The 19,597-nt window shown below is 50.6% G+C and carries 18 protein-coding genes; all 18 read left to right on the forward strand.

Annotation, left to right across the window (positions count from 1 at the left end):
• Positions 1-3 precede the first annotated feature (3 nt).
• The 18 genes from IDAT_RS05770 to IDAT_RS05855 all read left to right on the forward strand — a co-directional run bounded on the left by IDAT_RS05770 (position 4) and on the right by IDAT_RS05855 (position 19,556).
• The gene (locus IDAT_RS05770) at positions 4-1,542 is read left to right on the forward strand and encodes an MATE family efflux transporter (protein WP_034731708.1); all 1,539 of its coding nucleotides are present in this window, start codon (positions 4-6) and stop codon (positions 1,540-1,542) included.
• A complete protein-coding gene (locus tag IDAT_RS05775) occupies positions 1,539-2,672 on the forward strand; it encodes a polysaccharide pyruvyl transferase family protein (RefSeq protein WP_034731711.1) in 1,134 nt (377 codons plus the stop codon). Before IDAT_RS05770 ends, IDAT_RS05775 begins: the two co-directional genes overlap by 4 nt.
• On the forward strand, positions 2,669-3,652 hold the full coding sequence (locus IDAT_RS12990) for a glycosyltransferase family 2 protein (protein ID WP_051986603.1): 984 nt from the start codon (positions 2,669-2,671) through the stop codon (positions 3,650-3,652). Before IDAT_RS05775 ends, IDAT_RS12990 begins: the two co-directional genes overlap by 4 nt.
• Before the next feature lie 154 nt (positions 3,653-3,806).
• Positions 3,807-4,046: a helix-turn-helix domain-containing protein gene (locus tag IDAT_RS05785; protein WP_034731714.1), complete on the forward strand. Its 240-nt coding sequence runs from the start codon at positions 3,807-3,809 to the stop codon at positions 4,044-4,046.
• On the forward strand, positions 4,036-5,298 hold the full coding sequence (locus tag IDAT_RS05790) for a HipA domain-containing protein (RefSeq protein ID WP_034731716.1): 1,263 nt from the start codon (positions 4,036-4,038) through the stop codon (positions 5,296-5,298). The genes IDAT_RS05785 and IDAT_RS05790 overlap by 11 nt, the downstream gene beginning before the upstream one ends.
• Positions 5,299-5,372: 74 nt before the next feature.
• Positions 5,373-5,888 (forward strand): transcription/translation regulatory transformer protein RfaH, encoded by a 516-nt coding sequence (rfaH, locus tag IDAT_RS05795; RefSeq protein ID WP_034731719.1) that lies wholly within the window; start codon positions 5,373-5,375, stop codon positions 5,886-5,888.
• 229 nt (positions 5,889-6,117) lie between these two features.
• Entirely contained in the window at positions 6,118-6,390 is a 273-nt protein-coding gene (locus IDAT_RS05800; protein ID WP_034731722.1) for a hypothetical protein, read from the forward strand.
• A 26-nt stretch (positions 6,391-6,416) separates the two neighbouring features.
• A complete protein-coding gene (locus IDAT_RS05805) occupies positions 6,417-7,799 on the forward strand; it encodes a YjbF family lipoprotein (RefSeq protein ID WP_034731723.1) in 1,383 nt (460 codons plus the stop codon).
• Positions 7,796-10,021, forward strand: a complete 2,226-nt coding sequence (locus IDAT_RS05810; protein ID WP_034731731.1) for a YjbH domain-containing protein — start codon at positions 7,796-7,798, stop codon at positions 10,019-10,021. Before IDAT_RS05805 ends, IDAT_RS05810 begins: the two co-directional genes overlap by 4 nt.
• Before the next feature lie 15 nt (positions 10,022-10,036).
• Positions 10,037-11,191 carry a polysaccharide export protein gene (locus tag IDAT_RS05815; protein ID WP_034731735.1) on the forward strand — a complete coding sequence of 385 codons (1,155 nt, stop codon included), beginning with the start codon at positions 10,037-10,039 and terminating at the stop codon, positions 11,189-11,191.
• A 129-nt stretch (positions 11,192-11,320) separates the two neighbouring features.
• Positions 11,321-11,776, forward strand: a complete 456-nt coding sequence (locus IDAT_RS05820) for a low molecular weight protein-tyrosine-phosphatase (protein WP_034731738.1) — start codon at positions 11,321-11,323, stop codon at positions 11,774-11,776.
• Positions 11,758-13,986 carry a polysaccharide biosynthesis tyrosine autokinase gene (locus tag IDAT_RS05825; RefSeq protein ID WP_051986604.1) on the forward strand — a complete coding sequence of 743 codons (2,229 nt, stop codon included), beginning with the start codon at positions 11,758-11,760 and terminating at the stop codon, positions 13,984-13,986. Before IDAT_RS05820 ends, IDAT_RS05825 begins: the two co-directional genes overlap by 19 nt.
• Before the next feature lie 144 nt (positions 13,987-14,130).
• On the forward strand, positions 14,131-15,207 hold the full coding sequence (rfbB, locus tag IDAT_RS05830) for a dTDP-glucose 4,6-dehydratase (RefSeq protein ID WP_034731740.1): 1,077 nt from the start codon (positions 14,131-14,133) through the stop codon (positions 15,205-15,207).
• The gene (gene rfbA, locus IDAT_RS05835) at positions 15,204-16,073 is read left to right on the forward strand and encodes a glucose-1-phosphate thymidylyltransferase RfbA (protein WP_034731742.1); all 870 of its coding nucleotides are present in this window, start codon (positions 15,204-15,206) and stop codon (positions 16,071-16,073) included. Before rfbB ends, rfbA begins: the two co-directional genes overlap by 4 nt.
• Positions 16,074-16,475: a sugar 3,4-ketoisomerase gene (locus tag IDAT_RS05840; protein ID WP_034731745.1), complete on the forward strand. Its 402-nt coding sequence runs from the start codon at positions 16,074-16,076 to the stop codon at positions 16,473-16,475.
• On the forward strand, positions 16,475-16,933 hold the full coding sequence (locus IDAT_RS05845) for an acyltransferase (RefSeq protein ID WP_034731748.1): 459 nt from the start codon (positions 16,475-16,477) through the stop codon (positions 16,931-16,933). Before IDAT_RS05840 ends, IDAT_RS05845 begins: the two co-directional genes overlap by 1 nt.
• A complete protein-coding gene (locus IDAT_RS05850; RefSeq protein ID WP_034731751.1) occupies positions 16,933-18,033 on the forward strand; it encodes a DegT/DnrJ/EryC1/StrS family aminotransferase in 1,101 nt (366 codons plus the stop codon). Before IDAT_RS05845 ends, IDAT_RS05850 begins: the two co-directional genes overlap by 1 nt.
• The gene (locus tag IDAT_RS05855; RefSeq protein WP_051986605.1) at positions 18,033-19,556 is read left to right on the forward strand and encodes an O-antigen translocase; all 1,524 of its coding nucleotides are present in this window, start codon (positions 18,033-18,035) and stop codon (positions 19,554-19,556) included. Before IDAT_RS05850 ends, IDAT_RS05855 begins: the two co-directional genes overlap by 1 nt.
• The last annotated feature ends 41 nt before the right edge of the window (positions 19,557-19,597 follow it).

Raw genomic sequence — 19,597 nt, forward strand, 5'->3', positions numbered from 1 at the left:
CTCATGTCTGCGCGCACCCACACCATCATCAAAAATACCGGGTTTCTCTACCTGCGCATGCTGTTTACCCTGCTGGTGGCGCTCTACACCGCGCGGGTGCTACTCGCCACCCTTGGCACCGACGATTACGGCCTTTACCACGTGGTCGCCAGCTTCATTCTGTTCGCGGGCTTTTTACAAAGTTCATTGTCGAGCACCAGCCAGCGTTTTCTCGCCTATGAGCTAGGCCAAGCGCGGCCGCAGCTACAGCAATTGTTCAGCATGAGCGTCAACATACACCTGCTGTTTGCCGTGCTGTTGAGCGCGCTGATTGGCGTGCTCGGCTATGTGCTGATCCCAGCGTTGCTGACCTACGATGCGGCACGCGGTGATGCCCTGCTGCAACTGTTTTGGTTGTCGCTCGCCGCCTTTGCGGTAAACATTTTGGTGGTACCGAACCACGCCATGCTGATCGCGCACGAACGCATGCGTGCTTTCGCCTGGATCAGCATGCTCGATGTCGCTTTGAAATTGGTGATTGTTTTACTACTACCGCATCAACCTTATGACCCACTGGTCGCCTATGGTGCGCTGTATTTGCTGGTGACCCTGCTGACCGGCGCCTTGTACATTGCCTACGTGGCGGTGCAATTTCCGCAGCAGCGCTATCGCCCCCATTGGCAAAGCGCGCTGTTTTGGCGCATGCTGGCGTTCTCGGGCTGGACTCTGTGGGGCAATGCCGCCTCGGTGTTCGCCAGTCATGGCAGCAACCTGTTGCTCAATGTGTTCTTTGGTCCGGCCATTAACGCCGCAAAAAGTATCGGAAGCCAAGCCTCGGGGGCGTTGAATCAGTTTGTCAGCAATTTGCAGTTAGCGATGAACCCGCAGCTGATCAAATCCTACGCCAGCGACGATCGCGATTACACCGAAAAACTCATGCACTACGGCAGCAAGTACAACTTTTTCTTGTTGCTGATGTTAGCGCTGCCGCTGTTGTTGCGCACCGAGCAAGTGTTGCAGCTGTGGCTAGTGGAGCCGCCAGCCTACGCGGCGGTGTTCTTACAACTGATGCTGGTGAATCTGCTGCTCGATAGCCTGTCGAAGCCCCTAATGACAGCGGCACAGGCGACGGGCAAGATCCGCGGCTACCAAATGGTAGTGGGGGGCATCTTACTGCTTAATTTGCCGGTGGCGTACGTGGTGTTGAGCCTCGGTTACGGCGCGGCATCGGTATTTGTGGTCGCGATTGTGCTGACCCTGTGCGCCAGTATTGCCCGTATCTTTATGCTGAAACGCATCATGGCATTCTCGTTTCGCTTATTTTGCCGCCAAGCGCTCGGCCGCATTGTGCTGGTCTGCGTGGTAGCGGTGGCGTTATGCTGGGGCTTAAGCGCAAACTACAGCAGCGCCGCCAGTTGGTGGAGCGTGCTGAGCTTTTCTGGCTTGGCGGCACTATGTACCTTTGGCAGCGTATGGCTGCTAGGGCTCGAAGCCCGTGAACGCCGCAACTGCGTGCAGGCGTTACGCACATTTTTGCAGCAAAGGACGCAGCCTAAATCATGAAACTGGCGATTCTTACCCAACCCTTAGGCCATAATTTTGGCGGACTGCTGCAAGCTTATGCGCTACAACAGGTGCTGCAACAGCTAGGGCACCAGGTAGAAACCTTGGATCGCCGCGCGCAGCCGTCGTGGCCGTTGCGCTTGCGCTTGGCGTTACGACAGTTGTGGGCCTATGCCCGCGGGCGCTCCCCCTATGCCACCCGCGCGGCCTTGTATCAGGCGCAAAACCAGCAGTTACTGGCGTTTCGGGCGCAGCAGTTGCGCCTGTCACCGCCACTCAAGAGCTCGCAGGCGTTGCAGGCGTACCTACGCGAGCAGCAGTTTGACGCCATAGTGGTGGGCAGCGACCAAGTCTGGCGGCCACGCTATTCACCACATTTGCCCGATTATTTCGTCGGTTTCGACAGCGCTTTGCCGCGCATCAGCTATGCCGCATCCTTTGGCGTCAATACTTTTGACGTGCCGGCGCAGCAGCGTGGGCAATACGCCAAGTGGCTAGCGCAATTCAGCGCGGTGTCAGTGCGCGAAAGCTCGGCGCTGGCGCTTTGCCGCGAGCAGCTCGATTACCACCAAGCGCAGCTGGTGCTCGACCCGACGCTGCTACTCGACGCCGCCGATTACCAGCGGCTGATAAACAACGCCGACCGCAAACAGCAACCCCCTTACATCGCCAGCTACCTGCTCGACCCGCACCCCGCAGTGCAAACCCTCGCCGAGCGCATCGCCACCCAAAGTGGGCAGCCCTTATTTGCGGTGATGCCCGCGCCGGGCAAGGCGTTGCCGAGCATTCCTGAGTGGCTTGCGACATTTTCCGCGGCGGAGTACGTGATCACTGACTCCTTTCATGGCTGCGTGTTTGCCTTGCTTATGCACAAAAAGTTTATCGCGATAGGCAATGAAGACCGCGGTTTAGACCGTTTTACCACTTTGTTAAATTTATTTTCGCAACAACAACGTTTGATCAGCGTTAGCAACGCAAATGATTGTGATACTATCTACAAAAAATTAAACGAAGACATCGATTGGGACGCACTAGAGTTGATTCGCGCACGCCATAAACACCAGGCGCTGGAGTTTTTACAGCAGGCTTTTGCCGCCGCCACCGAACAGACGACGGAAACGCCTGAATGAGTACGCCAGCAGCTGACGAAAAATACTTCTCGTTCATCGTGCCTATTTACGATGACGTTGACAGCTTGGCGGTGACCTTGGAGTCTATTGCTGCGGTGGTCAGTGAGTTACCGATCGAAATCATCATTGTCGACGACGGTGGCCCTGACACCAATGCAGCACGCGTAGAGGCCATGCTGCAAGGCAAAAAAGTCGACGTGCAGTATTTGCGCAAAGCCAACGAAGGTCCGTATCACGCCCGAAAATACGGTTTTAGTCACGCCAGCGGCACTTATATAGTGTTCGTCGACTGCGGCGATGCGATTTTCCCGGATGTGTTTGGCCAGCTGCTGGTCAATCTATTAACCACTCACGACATCGACATTCTGGTCAGCGATATTATTTCGCGGCGGGCAGGGGTGTCGGAGCGTCGCAATATTTTGCCAAAGGCGCATCAGGATCTGGTGAACGCCATGCCAGCGCTCGATTTTTTCAAGCAATGCAATAAGAACCTGCTCGGCACGCCGGGCAAACTCTACAGCCGCCGTACGCTGGCAGCAGCTTTTGCCGACATCGATTTGCCACCACGGGTGTGCAACGCCGAAGACTTGATGCTGTTTACCACCGCGCTCGGTCACGCGCGCGACGTGCATTATGTGAATAGCTACTTTTATATTTACGAGTTGCATGACACCAGCTTGTCGCACGACCAACGTTCAGGGCCCATGCTGCGTCGCTTCCGCGACAAAGTTTGCGTCGCGGATTCGGCACTGAAAGCGCTCAAAGCCAAACCGGCCGATACGCGCACCGCACTCGACAGCCAGCTGCAACGCTTCTTCCGCAAATACAAATCGTCGGTATTGCTGCACTGGGTGCTGAAATTCCCAGCCGACTTCGCCTTCATGCAGAAAGTGAAGATCATCTTTTATTACGTCATCACCGGCGTCTTCTTCAGCACCCTCTCGTGGAAAGTCTCCAAAAAACAATACGACTATGAATGACGCTCGTACAATTACGGGCTACATTTATGTGATCGCATAAAAACCAGAAAGACTCGGCCTTCCCATCACTAAATTAACGCGTTCGCATAAACAACCTTGACATACGGCAGAAGCCTAACTAAATTCATGCAATCGCATAAATTTGGAGCCAGTCATGAAAGTACAGGTCGCTGATGCAAAAGCCATAGGTGAGTGGGCGCGGCGCGTGCGCAAAGCGCAGCAGCTTGATCAAACCACGGCAGGTGCCTTTGCCAATTGTGGCATCACTTTTGTCAGCCAATTCGAAAATGGTAAACCTACTGTGCATCTCGAGAAAGCCTTACAAATGCTCGATGCCTTGGGCATCCAAGTGTATTTGGATATTCCAGACGAGATAAGCAGTCATGACGACTGAGCGCAAACTGCAGGTGTTGATTAACACCGATCACGTCGCCAATTTATTTGAAAACAACGGCTTATGGCGACTCGAATACACCGATAGATGGCTCAACCACGCGTATAACTATGCCTTAGCGCCGAGTCTACCATTGCAAGCCGAACCCATTATCGACAGCGGCAGCGAGCGCCCAGTGCAATGGTTTTTCGATAATCTGCTCCCGGAGGAAATGGCACGCGCCCTGCTCGCTAAAGAGGCACGCGTAAGTGTCGACGATGCTTTTGCACTACTGGAGCTGGTTGGCGGCGAATCCGCCGGTGCAATCACGCTTTTGCACGAGGGCGAAACATTCGCCGCGGCGTCAGTTGCAAAACTCTCTCACGCTGAACTCAGTCAACGGATTCGGGAGTTGCCGCGCGCGCCAATGAATAAGCGCGAACGCAAACGTATGTCGCTTGCTGGCGCGCAGCATAAGATGTTGGTGGTGTTAGATGCCGACGGACAACTCTACGAACCCATCGGACAAACGCCGTCGACTCATATTCTCAAGCCAGAACATGAACGCCGCGACGATTATTGGTTCACCGTGCGTAACGAGTGGTTCACCATGACGTTAGCTGACCGCTGTGGCCTAAACGTAGCGCATGTCGAGCCGGTGCGCTATGTGCCTGAGGCCTGCTACCTAGTGCGCCGCTTTGACCGTAGCGGTAAGTTTCCGCAACAGCAGCGCGTACATGTGCTCGACGCCTGCCAGTTGTTAGGTATGGCCGCCTATCGTAAATATCGTGATAGTACGGTTGCAACCCTGCGCATATTAGTTGAAGCGAGTCGAGCGAAAGCGGCAACGGCGCTGGCATTGTATCGGTGGTTAGTCTTCAACTACTTCGTGGGTAATGGCGATGCGCATTTGAAGAATCTGTCGTTCAGCTATTCGCCACGGGGGATTGGCTTGCTTCCGCATTATGATTTGCTATCAACGGTGATTTACGAGCGGGTGGGAGAGCATGAGCACGCTGAGCTCTCGCAGCCGCTGGGGAACGCGCGTTACTTCGGTGATGTGACCCGCGCCGATTTACTTGCGGCGGGCGAAAAGCTGGGACTTTCTCGCGCTATTGCTGCGCGCGAAATCGACCGGCTCGCTGCGAGCATTGGCGAGCACTCCTTGACGCTTATCGCTGAAGTTGAAGCTGCCGGCGCCTCGCCCGGCGAATTGCGCATGTTGCGCCAAATCCACTACCTAGCCATCCAACCCTTCACCACGCGCATATAACCAACGGTTGAACGCGCTTGCGCGTTGATGCACAATAGCTGCGTACGCAGTCATTAGTAGATTCAGGGATTCGAATGTCAGAACCGACGCCGCATAGTTGGTATCTTGTGCAGACCAAACCGAAGCAGGAGCTACGGGCACGAGCCAACCTCGAAAATCAAGCGCTGGAAGTAGCGCTGCCGATGCTCAACCTCGAGCGAATTCGGCGCGGCAAACGCACACCCGTCACCGAACCCATGTTCCCAGGTTATATTTTCGTAAAGGCTGGGGATTATTCACAAAACTTTCATAGAATCCGTAGTACCTTTGGTGTGAGCAAAATCGTCAAATTTGGTGACGCACCTGCTCGGATTTCAGATGCACTTGTTACGCAAATGTTAAACATTGACGACCAGTCGCCGGCAGTACAAGAGGCTATGCGACAGGCTGTGCCGCAGGTGGGTGATAAAGTCGAAATCGCTGCAGGCCCATTCGCTGGGCTGTTCGCCGAGATCATCAAACTTGATGGACCGTCACGTTGCATCGTTCTGCTCGACTTCTTGAATAAGCAGATTCGCGCAGAATTTGAGCTGTCAGACATAAGACGCTAGAAAAACGTTAAGCAAACGTGGAGTCTTGTACCCATAAGTGCGATAATTCGCGCATAAAATCAGTTTAACCGCAGGCGCGGGCGCATTTAGGAGCGGCAACCCTAGGGGCGGTAGCGTGCCTGGACGGTGATGGTTGTCCCACAAATGTAAATATCCGAATGATAATTTGACCCGTAGTAGAACTACGGGCTACTATTTGACCATACAATCTCGTAACAAGGAGTTACCCATGAACAAATTCACCGCAATCGCAGCCGCAGCAGCTTTCGCATTCAGCGCAACTGCAGCAGCTAACCCAGAGCCGAAGCCAGAACCAAAACCAGCTCCAGCCCCAGTAATGCAAGACGAAATGGCAGCTGACCAAATGGTAAGCATCGGTGGCGTACAAATGACTTACGCAGCCGCTGTTGCCGCAGCCGCAGCCATCGGCATGATCGTTGTAGTTGTAGCTAGCGATGACGACGACAACGTAGTAACAGTTACCAACGCTCCAGCTAACTAAAACCTAGCCGAGTGACACGCACTCCAATGCGTGGATTGTTAATCACGGCAGCCCTGCTTGGGCTGTCGGGCTGTTCGGTTTTCAGCTCACAAGAAGACTCAAGAACAACTGCAGCGACCGAGTCGTTGCAGTTTTTGTTTGCTGACGCAGCCGAAGCCCCAGATTTAGCCACTTTGCAGCAGGTCCGCTTTCCGGTCACCTACGTGCAGATAGGCGATGCACCACGTACTATTCTTGGCTTAGCCGCCACCCAGCCGCATGGGCAATATTGGGTTTCGGCAAGCAACGAAGCCTTGACCTTGTGGCAAGGGCGGGTGATCCGCACCAGTCGCCTCGAAGGCGAGAACCGCATCCACACTGATAACCTCAGTAACGACCCATTAGCCTGTTATCTGCATCAACAGCAGTCTCAGCAAAATGACTGCGACCGCGAATGGCAACGCAGCATCCAAATTGAACGCCCCGTTCGCAATTTCAACCCACTCAAACCGCAGCACGAAATCGTCAGCTTACAATTGCGATCGACTTTGACGCGCAGTGGGCGTGATATCAGCGAAACCGGACTTGCGACAGAATATGTCGCAGGTTCTGACTTAGGTGAGCCACGAGCAACCTACGAATTCAATAATAGCTATCGCCTCAGCAGCGACGGTAAGTACGTGATCAGCAGTCGCCAGTGGGTCAGCCCAGCACTGGGATATGTCGAACTCGAAATGGTCAATCTAGCGCAGCCGAATGAGCCTTCAACCGCACCGCAGACCACGCGCTTGAATCTACCGGTGCAGACGCTCAGCAACGGCCAAGCACCGCGCTTGCGTCAATTCGTCGAAGCGATGCCGCAAGAATTCTACCCCGATAGCTATTGGCCAGGTCTGCGCATTCACAGCGACAATCTCGATGAACGCTTTGCCAAGCGCCATGCCGGTATGCTCAAGCATTTACGCATGCTCGCCGAAACTTATCGCCATGACCAACACACCGAGCTGGCCAACGCCGCCGACCAGTTGGTGCAACAATTTCAGCAGTGGCCGCTGCGCGCCAGTTACGTGCACGGCATTGACCCGGCGCAGATGCGTTTGACCTTGGCAGAGAATCCGATGCTGAACGGCTATGACGCCGAAGCCGACTATCAAATTGTGGTCGCCGCAGCACAGCGCAATGAATTAGGCGTGAGTGGCCTCGACGCCACGCAAAGCGAGCGTTGGTTGATTCAACCGAATGGCGATATCCGCCAGTTATTGCCGCACGAGCAGTTGACCGATGGCCAGCCGGGCATTGTCTTTACCGGCATTCAGCAAGACTTGTTGCCGCCGGGCTTTCGGAGCATCAACAGCCAACTGGCGATGTTTTTGCAGCACTGGGATTATTCGCGCGCCGCGCAAGCCGAGCAACAGGCAGGGACGCAATGATGGTTAAACAAAAACACCTTGCGCTAACCATTGCTGCCATAGTTGCAACTTACAGCGTGCAAGCCAACGCGCAAGATGCTTACTTTGCGAACTCAAGCGATCCCGACCCATACACCACCAGCGATTTCGGTGGCGTCGGCTTGTTGCAAACGCCAACTGCGCGGATGAATAGTGAAGGGCACATTACGATCGGTTATTCCGACACTGACGATTACCGCCGCACCAGCATCACTTTGCAAGTGTTCGACTGGCTGGAAGCGACCGCGCGTTACACCGACTTGCGTTACAACTTCTACAGTGACGTCGAAGAATTCAGTGGCGACCAAACCCTAAAAGATAAAGGCTTCGACTTAAAATTCCGCCTTTATGAAGAATCCAAGTGGTTACCTGAAGTCGCGGTCGGATTACGAGACTTAGGCGGCACCGGATTGTTCGGTGGTGAATACTTTGTCGCCAGCAAAGCATTGACCACGGAACATTTAGGCACCTTCGACTTCCATTTAGGCCTCGGCTTTGGCTACCTGGGCGTACGCGACAACGCCTACAACCCGTTCTGCGAAATCACCGACGAGTTCTGTGTGCGTAAGCGCGGCAGCACCCCAGGTGGCGGTGACGTCGAATGGGACAAAATGTTCAAAGGCCCTGCGGCAACCTTTGGTGGTGTGGAATGGCAGACGCCACTTGATGGCCTGCGTATTAAAGCCGAATACGACCCGAACGATTACAGCCGCGAACGCAACCCGAATCCGATTGACCCAGAGAATCCACGCGTCATCGTGCAAGACAGCTTCTGGAACTTCGGTGCCGAGTACGAGCTCAACGATTTCTTGAATTTGAAGCTGGGTTATCAGCGCGGCAACACCATGACCTTTGGATTTAGCTTCCGCTATAACCTTGCCACCGCGTATCAGGTGAAAACCGAGCCACCGCTCAGAGACGCGCGCTACAGCACTGCTGGCAACTTCAACGACGTAGACTTACAGCGCTTAAGCCAAGACTTGCTGAACGAAACCGGCTTCCGCGTGCAAGAAGTGCAGGCGAATGAACAAGAAGTCACTTTGTACGCCGAGCAAACGCGCTATCGCGACCGCGAAGAAGCCGTCGCAAAAGCCGCCCGGATTTTAAGTAATGAGCTGCCCGAGAACATCCAGCGTTATGCGATTGCCGAAACCAATGACGGAGTCGACATCGTGCAGTACAACATCAACGCACCGTACTACAAATCCGCCGCCCGCGCCGAACGCTTCTACCGCGAAGAAGATGACGCCATCACCCTTAGCAATGTGTACCGCACCACCGATCGCGCATACAACACCCCGAACGACGAACAGCGCAGCGTACGAACGACGAACAGCGCAGCGTACGCGACAGGCGTTGGCACCAATCGCCGGTACGGATACAATTTGACGCCAAGCCTGTCTCAAGCCTTCGGCGGCGCCGAAAACTTCTACATCTACCAACTGGCGTTGATGGCTAACGGCCACTACAACTTCTCGAACAAGCTGAAACTGAACGGCACCGTCGGTTTGAACATCATCAACAACTACGATGAGTTCAACTACCTGATTGACGACATGCCGAATCCATTGCCGCGCGTGCGCACCCGCATTCGGGAATACGCTGACAACCAAGACTTGTGGTTGCAAAACGCCCAGCTAACCTACATCGACCAAGCCGACACCAACTGGTATTACAGCCTTTATGGCGGTTATCTTGAGCGCATGTTTGGTGGCGTCGGTGGCGAAATCCTCTACCGCCCATTGAATTCGCGCTGGGCGGTTGGGTTTGACCTGAACTATGTGCAGCAACGCGATCCAGACAACAGCTTCAGCTTTGAAGACTACGACGTGTTAACCGGCCACGCCAGCTTGTACTGGCAGCCGAAACTGATAGCGGACACGCTGATCAAGTTACAAGCTGGACGCTTCTTAGCTGGCGATGAAGGCGTGCAAGTAGACGTCTCGCATCAATTTGATTCGGGCGTGCGCGCCGGCGCTTACGCCGCATTTACCAACGTTTCTCGCGAGGAGTACGGCGAGGGCGGCTTTACCAAAGGCTTCTACATCAGCATTCCATTCGATCTGTTCTTTGTGCGCAACACCTTGTCGCGCGGCACCATCGGCTGGAATCCAATCACTCGCGACGGCGGGCAGATGCTGAACCGAAGCGTAAACCTGTACGACACCACCGAAGCGCGTGGCTTCGCGGTTGGCAAGGATTAAGTGGGGAACAACAACATGAACAACATGCACACCAAATTGACCGCAGTCGCACTGCTGGCACTCACGCTAGGTGGCTGTGCCTTAGCCCCTGGCGGCCATATTCCAGACGACAGCAGCGGCGGCTTATTTAGCGACGACAACCGCAACGCCTACGAGCAAGAGTTCAGCGAAGCTGAGCTGATGAAGCTGGTCGACGTGTACAACATCTCGCCAATGCTATTGGCTGAGCTGCAAACCGCACCGACCAAGCCAGAATTCAATAGCGCGCTTGAGCAAGCGCGCAACAGCTACGACTACATTGTTGGCCGTGGCGATATTCTTAACGTGACCGTGTGGAATCACCCAGAGCTGACCATTCCAGCCGGTTCCATGCGAAGCGCCGAAGAGGCGGGTAACTGGGTACACAGCGATGGCACCATTTTCTACCCGTACATCGGCACCGTCGAAGTGGCCGGTAAGCGTGTGACCGAAATCCGCGACGAAATCACCAAGCGCCTCGCCAAGTACATCGAAAGCCCGCAAGTGGACGTGACCGTTGCGGCCTTCCGTAGCCAGCGCGTGTACGTAACGGGCGCGGTGCAGCAGCCGGGCACAGTGCCGGTGACCAACGTACCCATGACCCTGATTGAAGCCGTGAGCGCCGCCGGTGGCATGAACGAAGCCGCGAACTGGAATCAAGTGACCTTGACCCGCGGTAACACCACGCAAACCTTCAACATGCGCGAGCTGTACCAGTCGGGCAACACCGACCAGAACATCTTGCTGCAACCAAACGACGTAGTGCACGTAGCTCGCAACGACGACAACAAAGTCTTCGTACTCGGCGAAGTGCGTCAGCCAAAATCGTACATGATTGGCCAAAGCGGCATTACCCTAGCCGAAGCCCTAGCTGACGCCGGTGGCCTGTTTGAAGCAACCGCCGATGCCTCAGGCATTTTCGTGATTCGTGAAGCCGAGCCAGATTCAGGCAAAATCGCCCAGGTCTATCGCCTGAACGCCGATAACGCCATTGCCTTAGTCATGGCCGAGCAGTTCGAGCTACAGCAACGCGATATCGTGTACGTCACCGCTGCGCCAGTCAGCCGCTGGAACCGCGTGATCAACCAGTTGTTACCGTCGATCACCGGCCTGTACAGCATCGGCCGTTTCTCGGATGATATAAGCAACTAAAATCGTTACTCGTTATTCGTTGTTCGTTATTCGGGGTGGGTATTTTGCGTACCGCACGGACAGCGAATAACGACGCGATAGTGCGTGCGCGCACCCCCTAACGAATAACGATTAACGAAAAACGACTCTATGTTTAACAGAATCCTCGTCGTCTGCCTCGGCAACATCTGCCGCAGCCCCACAGCCAAATTCCTGCTGCAACACGCGCTGCCTGCAAAACAGATCGATAGCGCCGGTATTACCGCGATGCTACACAGCGAAGGTAAGGGCTGGGACATGGACGCCAAAGCGCGTCAGATCGCCAAACAAAATGGCCATGAGTTCGGCAGCCACGAGGCACAGCAACTGACGCGCGAATTAGTAAACCAGCACGACTTAATCCTCGTAATGGAACAAGAGCACCGCCAGTACATTGGCAAACGTTACCCCGAAGCCATGGCGAAGACCATGCTGCTCGGCCATTGGTTGGCTCCAGCCAAGCAGGGTAAAGAAATTCCAGACCCGTATCGTCGTAGTGACGAAGTTTATCAACACGTTTTTGAACTCATCGAGAAGAGCTGTAACGAATGGAAAAGCAAACTGTGAACACGCCAACTCCTCCTATCCGCAGCGAGCGCGACAGCGACGAGATCGATCTCGGCCGGCTGTTTGGCTTGTTGATTGACAAGCGCTGGCTGATCATCGGTGTCACATTCGTATTTATGGTGTTTGGCGTATTGTACGCCGTGCTCTCGACGCCGATTTACCAAGCTGATGCCTTGCTACAGGTCGAGAAGAAATCGAGCGGCTTGCCTGCGCTAGGCGAAGAGTTCGGTGAAATGTTTACCAGCGACAGCGAAGCCGCCACCGAAATCGAAATTATGAAGTCGCGCATGGTGATTGGCTCGGTGGTTGATCAGCTGCAGTTGACCAATAAAGTCACTCCGAACTACATGCCGGTGATTGGCGGTTGGTTGGCGCGTCGCAGTGCGGGTAGAGACGAAGTTGTGCTGAGTCAGTTTGTGGTGCCAAGTAGATATGAGGGACAACCGCTGACGCTTGAGTTTGCTGACAACGGCACCGCGTACGAATTATTTGATGCCGAAGGTGAGCAATTACTTACTGGTACCATCGGAAGTTTGGCTTCTGAAAAGGGTTTTAGCTTAAATATTGCCGATGCAGTGTTAACCGATACGCAAGAATTTACCTTGGTGAAAGCCAATCGCCTAGGTGTGATTCGTAGCGTGCAAGGCTCTTTGTCGGTCAGCGAGCGTGGCAAGCAAACCGGTATTTTGTCAGCCAGCATTCAACACCCTGACCGCGCCTATGCGCAACAAGTTCTGCAAGCCATTGCGCAGGAATACATGCTGCAAAATATTCGTCGTAACGCCGCCGAAGCAGAGAACAGCTTGCAATTTATTGAACGTGAGTTGCCTAGCGTGCGACAGAATTTGACGCAGGCCGAAGACAAGCTCAATAGCTACCGTTTGCAGAGCCAATCGGTGGATTTGTCTATCGAAACCGCATCGTTATTGGAACGCGTGGTCGAAATCGAAAAGCGCCTCAACGAACTAGAACTAAAAGAGAAAGAGCTGTCGCGCCTTTATACGCGCGAGCACCCGACCTACCAGTCGTTACTTGAGCAAAAAGCGCAGTTGTTGCAAGAGCAAGAGCAAATCAACGCCCAAGTTGGCGACTTGCCCGAAACTCAGCAAGAAGTTTTGCGCTTAGCGCGTGACGTCGAAGTTTCGCAAGAGATTTACGTGCAACTGTTGAATCGTATGCAAGAGCTGAACGTACTGAAAGCCGGTACCGTGGGGAACGTACGTATTCTTGACGAAGCAGTAATCAATCCGCAGCCAGTCGCGCCGAAGAAAAGCCTGATTGTGGTGCTCGCTACCATGCTGGGTGGCATGGTGAGCGTCGGCTATGTATTCTTGATGGCAGCACTCAATCGCGGTATTGAATCGCCAGAGCAGCTCGAAGAAATTGGCATTAACGTATATGCCTCGGTGCCATTGTCGCCGGTACAAGAAGATATGAACAGTAAGCTTGCCAAAATGATGAGCAAGAACGCTACGACGCGTGATATTCCGTTCTTGGCGCTGGAAGATCCGTCGGACCTCGCTATTGAAGCCTTACGTGGCTTACGCACTAGTTTGCACTTCGCCATGCTGGAAGCGCAAAACAAAGTGATTATGATTTCTGGCCCGTCGCCAGGCGTCGGTAAAAGTTTCGTGACCGCCAACTTTGCCGCAGTACTGGCACAGGCAGGGCAAAAAGTCTTAGTGATTGACGGTGACATTCGCCGTGGCTACATGCACGCCCAGTTAGGTGGCGAGAACAACTATGGCTTGTCAGACTTTTTGGCAAGCGTGGATAAAACCCCAGACGGCGGCGTCGTTGACAAAAACAACCTGTCGACCATTATTCAGAAAACCAAAGTACCGAACCTACACTTTATTCCACGTGGTACCGCTGCACCGAACCCATCGGAGCTACTCATGCACCCACGCATGGAAAAAATGCTCGGCAAACTAAACGAATACTACGACTACGTATTGATTGATACGCCACCGATTTTGGCGGTGACTGACGCTGCCATTATCGGTCGTTACTCAGGTACGTCATTACTGGTCGCGCGCTTTGGCGACACCCCAGCGAAAGAAGTAGAAGCCACTGTGAAGCGCTTTGCGCAGAATGGTGTGGATATTCGTGGTGTGATTCTAAATGGTGTTGAGCGCCGTGCTAGTGGGTATTATGGCTATGGATATGGGTATAGTTACGGGTATTCGTACAAATCCGATAACGCCTAACGGTAGCTCGTACCTTTGGTACGGGGCAACACCGACGATCCGATATAAATATCTCCAACCCCAGCGCACTATAAAAACTCCTACAATCGCGCTGGGTGAAATCTCATTTCACTAAAGTTTTAACAAGGTAGTAGAACTCCAACTATGAAAATACTAGTTACTGGTGGTGCCGGTTTCATCGGCTCCGCCGTCATCCGGCACATCATTCAGAACACAAACGATAGCGTTGTTAATGTCGATAAACTTACCTACGCAGGTAACCTTGAAAGCTTGAGTGATGTTGCGAACTCTGGGCGTTACGCATTCGAACAAGTCGATATTTGCGATACTGTTGCGCTTGAGCGTGTGTTTAACGAGCATCAACCCGATGCAGTGATGCATTTGGCAGCAGAAAGCCACGTGGACCGGTCTATTGACGGACCTGCTGCGTTTATCGAGACGAATATCATCGGTACCTACACCTTGCTAGAAGTCGCTCGCAAATATTGGGCGCAGCTCGATGAGCAACGGAAAGCTAAGTTCCGTTTTCATCATATTTCCACCGATGAAGTTTACGGTGATCTCGATGATACCGATGCCCTGTTTACCGAAACTACAGCATACGCACCCAGTTCTCCTTACTCAGCGAGCAAAGCGAGCTCTGATCACTTAGTCAGAGCGTGGCAGCGAACGTACGGCTTACCTACGCTTGTAACGAACTGCTCAAACAACTATGGGCCGTATCACTTCCCCGAGAAATTGATCCCATTAATGATACTCAACGCACTTGATGGCAAACCGTTGCCGGTTTATGGCAAGGGCAATCAAGTACGCGATTGGCTATTTGTCGAAGACCACGCGCGGGCGCTTTACAAGGTAATTACCGAGGGTCAAGTTGGAGAAACCTACAATATTGGCGGTCACAACGAAAAGCAGAACATCGAGGTTGTACGCACCATTTGTAGCTTACTCGAAGAATTGGTGCCCAATAAGCCAAGTGGCGTTAATGCCTATGAAGACTTGATTACCTTCGTAACAGACCGACCAGGACATGATCTGCGTTATGCCATTGATGCGACAAAGATTAAAAATGAATTGAATTGGACGCCAGAAGAAACGTTTGAATCCGGGATTCGGAAGACCGTTGAATGGTATCTTACCAATCAAGAATGGTGTCAGCATGTACAAGACGGCAGTTATCAACGTGAACGTTTAGGTGCCTTATCTGGAGAAAGCGTATGAAAGGAATCGTCTTGGCGGGTGGCTCAGGTACACGCCTTTATCCGATTACCATGGGGGTGTCGAAGCAGCTACTCCCGATCTACGACAAACCGATGATCTATTACCCGTTATCGGTGCTGATGCTTGCGGGTATTCATGAAATTTTGGTTATTTCGACGCCGGAAGATTTACCTAATTTTAAGAAGCTTCTTGGTGATGGATCACAATTTGGTATTCAGCTTTCTTATGCAGAACAACCAAGCCCTGATGGTTTAGCGCAAGCGTTCATTATTGGCGAAGAATTCATTGGTGATGATAGCGTTTGCTTGGTTTTAGGTGACAATATTTTCTATGGTCAAGGGTTTAGTCCAAAGTTAAAAAAGGCTGCACAACTTGAGAAAGGTGCGACTGTTTTTGGATACCCAGTGCGAGACCCAGAACGTTTTGGTGTCGTTGAGTTTGATGACCATCAACGTGCTATTTCTATTGAAGAAAAGCCTAAAAACCCTAAGTCTCAATATGCGGTAACGGGGCTATATTTTTACGACAACGATGTTGTAGAAATTGCCAAGCGTGTGAAGCCTTCAGAGAGAGGTGAGTTAGAAATAACCTGTGTCAACCAAGCTTATCTAGAACTCGGAAGCCTGAACGTGGAAGTTCTAGGCCGAGGATTCGCATGGTTGGATACAGGAACACATGAAAGCCTACTGGAAGCTGCGCAGTTCGTGGAGACTTTGGAAAAGAGGCAGGGGTACAAAGTTGCTTGCTTAGAAGAGATTGCGTTCAATCAAGGGTGGTTAACCAAAAATGCTATATACGCCATCGGACAACGGTTAAGTAAGAATAGCTATGGTCAATATCTGTTAGAACTAGTAGGTGAAAACTAAATGACTACTAAGAATCTTATTAATTTCAAGTCTCTCGGCGATGCAAGAGGTGATTTGGTTGCTTTAGAGTCTGAAAGAAACATACCGTTTCATGTCAAACGTGTTTATTACTTGTTCGGAACTAATTCTGGTGAAAGTCGAGGTTATCATGCACACAAGAAGCTGAGACAAGTAGCAATTTGTGTTGCCGGTAAGTGCCGAATGGTACTAGATGATGGAAAAATACGTGACGAATTTTGGCTCAGTCAGCCAACCGTAGGCATAATGATAGACCAATTGGTTTGGCACGAAATGCATGACTTTAGTGACGATTGCGTTTTACTGGTTCTTGCAGATGACTATTATGACGAGTCAGATTACGTACGTGATTATGATAACTTTATCAAACAGGTAAGTTTTTGATGTTTATTCATCCATTAGCAGACATTGCAGAATGTGAAATTGGTGATGGCACAAATATTTGGCAATTTGTCGTTATAATGAATGGTGCCATTATAGGTAGAAACTGTAATATTTGTGCTCAAACTCTGATTGAAGGAGATGTAAAAATTGGCGATAGAGTTACTGTCAAATCAGGAGTTCAATTATGGAATGGTACAGAAATTGAAGATGATGTTTTTATTGGGCCAAATGTAACATTTACAAATGATAGATTCCCCCGTTCAAAGCAGTATCCTGATCAATTTTCAGGAATTAAAGTCTGCAAAAAAGCTAGTATCGGCGCAAATGCAACTATTCTTCCGGGATTAACGATTGGATGTGAAGCAATGGTCGGAGCTGGTGCTGTAGTGACCGAGAACGTTCCCCCTAAAGCCATAGTAATTGGTAATCCAGCGCGAATTTTGAGGTATATAGATTAATGATTCCATTTTTAGATCTTAGGCAAATTAATTCCTCTTATCGACATGAATTAATAGATGCGATGACACGAGTTTTAGACTCGGGATGGTACATTCAAGGTAGTGAAGTTACAGCTTTTGAACAAGAGTTTGCGGCCTATTGTGGCACACGTCATTGCGTAGGTGTCGCAAATGGTCTCGATGCACTTATTCTTACCCTTAGAGCTTGGAAAGAGATGGGTAAGTTGACAGATGGCGATGAGGTTATTGTGCCGGCGAACACGTATATCGCTAGTATTCTCGCTATTATCGAAAATAGATTGAAACCAGTTTTAGTTGAGCCTAGTGAAAATACTTTCAATTTATGTCCGCACAAAACAAGACGAGCCATAACTAACAAAACAAAGGCTATCGTGGCGGTGCATCTATATGGACAAATGTGTCCGATGCCGGAATTAATGAACCTAGCCAACGAATTTAATTTATTGCTTTTAGAAGACGCAGCACAAGCTCATGGTGCAAGTATAGATGGTCGAAAAGCTGGTAGTTGGGGACACGCCGCAGGCTTCAGTTTCTATCCAGGAAAGAACTTGGGTGCATTAGGTGATGCTGGTGCTGTTTCGACGAATGATGATGATTTGAGTCAGACTATTCGCGCGCTCGGTAATTATGGGAGTCACAAAAAGTATGAAAATTTATATCAAGGTATTAATAGCAGATTAGATGAAATGCAAGCTGCTATTTTAAGAGTGAAGTTACAACATTTGAACGATGAAGTTGAGCGCCGCCGAAAAATCGCTCAATATTATCTTCAAAATATTAATAACCAATTTGTAGACTTACCATACTCTGGAAATCAGGAATCTCATGTGTGGCATTTATTTGTGATTCGCTCGAAGAGCAGGACAGCGATTCAGGCTCATCTAAAGAGGGAGGGAGTGAATACGATGATTCACTATCCTATTCCACCGCACAAGCAGGAAGCTATGAAATATTACCAAAATATTGAGCTTCCTATTACAGAGAGTATTCATAAAGAAGTCTTAAGTATCCCAATGGGACCCCAATTAACAGTTGAAGAAGCTGAACGCATAGCAAGTGCTCTAAACAAGTTTGAATAATGATGCAAGATTCATCAAATTCCAGAGGGCTTCTTCGCTCTATGTTGATAATAGGATCTGCTCAGTCAGTTAATATTCTTTTGTCAATTTTAAGGTTAAAAATATTAGCCCTTCTGTTGGGACCTGCAGGGATCGGACTTTTGGGAATATTTACAAACCTACAGCAAATTATTGTGAATGGTGCTAGTTTGGGTATGAGTTCTAGCGGCGTACGTCAAATTGCAGCAAATCGAAAGGATATTGAAAGAAGGTATCTAATTTGTAGAGTGTTGTTATCAGCACATTTGATACAAGGCACAGTTGCATTAGTAATTGTTTGGTTGTTGCGAGAGTACATAGCGATCTGGTTCACAGGGGATAATACATACTCTACTGAGATAGGCATAGTTGGATGTTCTGCGTTGTTTGCTTTGTTGGCGACAGCTCACACCGCCTTGCTACAAGGAATGAGAGAAATCTCCATGCTTGGTCGTGTCACGGTGATAGGGGCCTGTGCTTCCACATTTTTCGGTGTAGTTGCAGTTTGGTATATCGGCATGAACGGACTCGTTTGGTTTTTGATAATCCAAGCAGGAACAAACCTAGTAGTCGCAGTCTACTACACCACCAAACTAAATCGAGGGAACACTTACAAGCTGGCGTTGAATACTAAAGATGCCTGGGCATATTGGAAGCCAATGGCTCGGATGGGGGCAGCTTTCATGGTCGGAACTCTCACAACCGTAGGGTGCGTATTCTTGGTCAGAGGTTTTGTAACAAATGAATTAGGTCTCGATGCTGCTGGTTATTTTGCTGCATCTTGGGGGGTATCATTTACGTATGTTGGCTTTTTGCTAGGAGCGATGGGAGCGGACTATTATCCAAGGTTAAGCGAAGTTATTTATAATAATGAAACGGCAACAAGATTGATTAACGATCAAGCTCAATTAAGCCTCGCAATTGGTGGTCCCGTACTTATCTTACTGATCGGTTGGGCTCCGTGGGTTATTTCGTTACTTTATGCATCAGATTTCACCCCAGCTGTGGAACTTCTACAGTGGCAGACCGCAGGAAATATTTTTAAAATTGCTAGTTGGTCATTAAGCTATGCTGTGATTGCTGGTGCTCATGCTCGAGTTTTTGTATTAATTGAGGTTTGTTTTAGTCTGACATTTGTTGCTATTGTTTGGTTGCTACTGCCAAGTGTTGGAATAGAAATTACCGGCATTGGATTTCTCTTCGGCTATATCATATATTTTGCAGTTTCATTCTTAGCAGTCCGAAAACTAATATCCTTTAAATTCCAACTATTATCATATGAATTGATAGGGTATTTCTCCTTGCTTAGCTTTATTTTGTTATGGGTAAGTACAGTTAGCCCAACTGTTTCTTTTTATCTAGCACCGCTATTGAGTCTAATTTCAGCGCTTTTTAGCATAAGAGTAGTTTTAAGAAAAATAGAATCTAATGGTAAGTTGGCATCGAAGTTTTTTGCCTTTTTCAAGTTGATTCACTGGCCAATAAAGGATAATAAGTCGTTTTGATAACAATCTGAAATGTGTTTAGAGCACGACTCGACTAAAAA

It is taken from the genome of Pseudidiomarina atlantica, from assembly GCF_000753735.1.
Taxonomy (GTDB): Bacteria; Pseudomonadota; Gammaproteobacteria; order Enterobacterales; family Alteromonadaceae; genus Pseudidiomarina; species Pseudidiomarina atlantica.

Bases quoted from the DNA above. Each gene is read 5' to 3' on its own strand.
- IDAT_RS05770 (WP_034731708.1), top strand. From the start codon at position 4: ATGTCTGCGCGCACCCACACCATCATCAAAAATACCGGGTTTCTCTAC.
- IDAT_RS05775 (WP_034731711.1), top strand. From the start codon at position 1,539: ATGAAACTGGCGATTCTTACCCAACCCTTAGGCCATAATTTTGGCGGA.
- IDAT_RS12990 (WP_051986603.1), top strand. From the start codon at position 2,669: ATGAGTACGCCAGCAGCTGACGAAAAATACTTCTCGTTCATCGTGCCT.
- IDAT_RS05785 (WP_034731714.1), top strand. From the start codon at position 3,807: ATGAAAGTACAGGTCGCTGATGCAAAAGCCATAGGTGAGTGGGCGCGG.
- IDAT_RS05790 (WP_034731716.1), top strand. From the start codon at position 4,036: ATGACGACTGAGCGCAAACTGCAGGTGTTGATTAACACCGATCACGTC.
- rfaH (WP_034731719.1), top strand. From the start codon at position 5,373: ATGTCAGAACCGACGCCGCATAGTTGGTATCTTGTGCAGACCAAACCG.
- IDAT_RS05800 (WP_034731722.1), top strand. From the start codon at position 6,118: ATGAACAAATTCACCGCAATCGCAGCCGCAGCAGCTTTCGCATTCAGC.
- IDAT_RS05805 (WP_034731723.1), top strand. From the start codon at position 6,417: ATGCGTGGATTGTTAATCACGGCAGCCCTGCTTGGGCTGTCGGGCTGT.
- IDAT_RS05810 (WP_034731731.1), top strand. From the start codon at position 7,796: ATGATGGTTAAACAAAAACACCTTGCGCTAACCATTGCTGCCATAGTT.
- IDAT_RS05815 (WP_034731735.1), top strand. From the start codon at position 10,037: ATGAACAACATGCACACCAAATTGACCGCAGTCGCACTGCTGGCACTC.
- IDAT_RS05820 (WP_034731738.1), top strand. From the start codon at position 11,321: ATGTTTAACAGAATCCTCGTCGTCTGCCTCGGCAACATCTGCCGCAGC.
- IDAT_RS05825 (WP_051986604.1), top strand. From the start codon at position 11,758: ATGGAAAAGCAAACTGTGAACACGCCAACTCCTCCTATCCGCAGCGAG.
- rfbB (WP_034731740.1), top strand. From the start codon at position 14,131: ATGAAAATACTAGTTACTGGTGGTGCCGGTTTCATCGGCTCCGCCGTC.
- rfbA (WP_034731742.1), top strand. From the start codon at position 15,204: ATGAAAGGAATCGTCTTGGCGGGTGGCTCAGGTACACGCCTTTATCCG.
- IDAT_RS05840 (WP_034731745.1), top strand. From the start codon at position 16,074: ATGACTACTAAGAATCTTATTAATTTCAAGTCTCTCGGCGATGCAAGA.
- IDAT_RS05845 (WP_034731748.1), top strand. From the start codon at position 16,475: ATGTTTATTCATCCATTAGCAGACATTGCAGAATGTGAAATTGGTGAT.
- IDAT_RS05850 (WP_034731751.1), top strand. From the start codon at position 16,933: ATGATTCCATTTTTAGATCTTAGGCAAATTAATTCCTCTTATCGACAT.
- IDAT_RS05855 (WP_051986605.1), top strand. From the start codon at position 18,033: ATGATGCAAGATTCATCAAATTCCAGAGGGCTTCTTCGCTCTATGTTG.